The organism is Acinetobacter lactucae, assembly GCF_013344765.1.
GTDB lineage: Bacteria > Pseudomonadota > Gammaproteobacteria > Pseudomonadales > Moraxellaceae > Acinetobacter > Acinetobacter lactucae_A.
Genome location: NZ_JABVBF010000256.1, coordinates 1 through 2,892, shown reverse-complemented (window position 1 = coordinate 2,892; position 2,892 = coordinate 1). Strand labels below are relative to the sequence as shown.

Annotated in this window: 3 protein-coding genes; 1 reads left to right on the top strand and 2 read right to left on the bottom strand. The window is 36.4% G+C overall.

Features of this window, described 5'->3' with window-relative positions; all coding sequences use genetic code 11:
- Positions 1–53: 53 nt before the first annotated feature.
- The gene (locus HUN22_RS16335; RefSeq protein WP_217488210.1) at positions 54–1,346 is read left to right on the top strand and encodes a lytic murein transglycosylase; all 1,293 of its coding nucleotides are present in this window, start codon (positions 54–56) and stop codon (positions 1,344–1,346) included.
- A 63-nt stretch (positions 1,347–1,409) separates the two neighbouring features.
- Here HUN22_RS16335 and HUN22_RS16330 read toward each other — a convergent pair whose 3' ends face one another.
- Complete coding sequence (locus HUN22_RS16330) at positions 1,410–1,784, bottom strand: hypothetical protein (protein WP_014207668.1); 375 nt, start codon at positions 1,782–1,784, stop codon at positions 1,410–1,412.
- 101 nt (positions 1,785–1,885) lie between these two features.
- The coding region (locus HUN22_RS16325) for a M57 family metalloprotease (RefSeq protein WP_302675968.1) at positions 1,886–2,892 on the bottom strand (1,007 nt) is incomplete at its 5' end.

The following is a 2,892-nucleotide window of genomic DNA, read 5'->3' as shown; positions in this document are numbered from 1 at the left end:
CATAATGGTATGGTACTTAAAAATTTAAATTCAAAAATTGAAACTGGGATAATATGCGACGTTTTTCTTGTATTGTTGGCTCTGTATTTTTAGCAATGACTCAGGCTCAAGCAGAGCTCGTAATTAATGGTTCTACAATATCTAGCAGTGCTACTGTTCCGACAGTGACTAACGAAAATTATACGCCTAATAATAATTTCCAAAGTTGTTTGGCAAATTTACGCTCTCAAGCGGTTGCTGCTGGAGTCTCTGGTACAACCTATGATCGTTATACTCAAAACTTAACTCCAGATTATTCGGTTATTGATAAATTAAATTACCAACCAGAATTTTCGACGCCTATTTGGGATTATCTTTCTGGTCTAGTCGATGAAGAGCGTGTTGAGCTTGGAAAACAAAAACTGGCGCAACATCGAGATGTTTTAAACCGTGCTTCTCAAACCTACGGTGTGCCACCGGAAACAATTGTAGCAGTGTGGGGCGTGGAAAGTAATTTTGGTGATATTTCTGGAAAATATCCTTTATTACAAGCACTCGGGACTTTAAGTTGTGAAGGTCGTCGACAAAGTTATTTCCGCACTGAGTTTTTTGCCACTATGCGTATTTTACAACGTGGTGATTTAACCGAAGACCAACTGAAAGGTTCATGGGCTGGGGCATTTGGTCATACTCAATTTATGCCATCTACTTATGAACGTTTAGCGGTTGATTTTGATGGAGATGGTCGTCGAGATTTAGTTTCTAGTACAGCGGATGCACTGGCTTCAACTGCTAATTTCTTAAATAAAGCAGGGTGGCAAACAGGAATGCCATGGGGTTTTGAAGTTAAAGTTCCCCAAGGTATGTCAATTGATGGAGAAGGGCGACGTTCTAAGAAAGCTTTAAGTAGCTGGAGTGCACGAGGGGTAACCCGAATGGATGGTTCTCCACTTGTTCAAGGAGCTTTATCTGGCAATACTTCAGCGGGTTTAATGGCACCAGCAGGTGTAAATGGTCCAGTATTTTTAGTATTTAAGAATTTTGATGCTATCTATAGCTATAATGCTGCGGAAAGCTATGGACTGGCGATTGCACATTTATCTGATCGTTTAAAAGGTGCTGGTCCATTTATTGCGTCTTGGCCCACTGATGATCCGGGAACTTCACGTGCAGAACGTCGTGAAATCCAACAGTTTTTGATTAATCATGGCTATGATATTGGTGCAGTTGATGGTCTCATTGGTGATAAAACCCGTGTGGCTATTCGTCAGGAGCAAACTCGTTTAGGTTTAAATCCAACGGGACGGGCAGGGCAACAAATCTTACGTGCATTCCGTCAAGAACAAGCTAAAAAAATGATGCAATAAACTGAAAATAATAAAAAAGGTCTGCTCATGCAGACCTTTTTTATAGGCACTTATATAAGATAGCTACTCTAATTTAACCGCTTCCAAAATATCAAAAATAACCGAAGTGACATCTTGGCTTAAGTCACGATCATTAAAGATTTCATATGCAGTAATGGTGACATCAGTATCACTTGGTAATTGCTTTTGCTCTTCTTCAATTAAATGTTCAATCGGTAACAGAGTTTGTTTTACCTCAAGATGGAGAATATCTTTATATTCGATATTTTCATCTTCAAGCTCGATTTCATGTTCATTGAAAAAGGGAATTAGAATAGAATGGAGGTATGGTTTAATTTCAATAATATCAAACAGTTCAATATCACGAGTCTGTTCAATTGTGCTGATATGATCATTTACTTCAATCAGGATATGATAATAACTCATCTTGATCTCCATTCTATTTTCGTTAGCTCTTATGACCACAATAACATGACTTTGATATTAATTTCGATGTATCTATCTAGAAATAGATACATCACTTTATATCAAGCTCTCAATTATTGAGGTAAAGCACTTAATAGATCACGATCAGCATCTGTAAGGCCAGTGATTTTTTTGTCACCATCTTTACGCACTGAGTGCATTAATGCATTTGGTTGATCACTATGTTTTAAGCCAAGCGCATGTCCTAACTCATGAGCAATCGTTAAACGTAAATCATCAATAGACTTAAACTCATAAATCACAATTTGCTTGCCGTTGTAAATACCTTTTTTAAAGACATCTGCTTGAGCATTTTGCTTAAATTGATTTAATGAATTATTAAACTCATTATTAATCTGATTAAAATGACTAACTTTGACATTTAAATCTTTAGCTTGCTGGTTATATGCAGCAATTTCTTTCTTTAAGGCAACAGTTTGTTTTTGCAGATCTTTCTGAGTTTTAGCCAGAGATTTAGCACTATATTCAGGTGCTAATTTGCCTTGATTAAGTTGCATCATTTGCTGGTCAAAATTTTTCAATTTCTCATTCAAAATTTGCTTTTTACTTTCAAGGTCAGACTGAGTTTGACTTAAAGTTTGCTTCAATTGCTTAATTTGTTGCTGCTCATCAATTACACGTTGCTGTTCTTGTTGGAACTGAGCTGCAATTTTTTGACGTTGTTCTGAACGACTTTGGCTATTATCGTAAACTAGACGAATCTCCAACTTTGCATTTGGATCATAAGTAAAATAATTCTGCCCAGTGCCTTGTTCCCAAATATCCGCAGCTTGTTGGCTAATCTGAATCAATTGATCTTGACTTAAACCAAAACGTGGATCAATTTCAGCAATTTTATAAGTCAGATGTTGACCTGCTTTTTGCTGAATTTGAGTATGAGTTGGAGTAGCAAGATTAGCATTAGCCTGAAAATTAGAAAAAGCGAAGGCTACGCCTAATAACAAAGATGTTAAACGCATAATCGTAAGGGGGGAGATTGAAAAAAAACGTATTATAAGAAGATAAAATGAAAAATCAATCAAAAAATATACAATTTCGATAAATAAATGAGACTTTAGTC

Excerpts from the sequence above, each read along its gene's own strand:
- HUN22_RS16335 (WP_217488210.1), top strand. The coding sequence starts at position 54 with ATGCGACGTTTTTCTTGTATTGTTGGCTCTGTATTTTTAGCAATGACT.
- HUN22_RS16330 (WP_014207668.1), bottom strand. The coding sequence starts at position 1,784 with ATGGAGATCAAGATGAGTTATTATCATATCCTGATTGAAGTAAATGAT.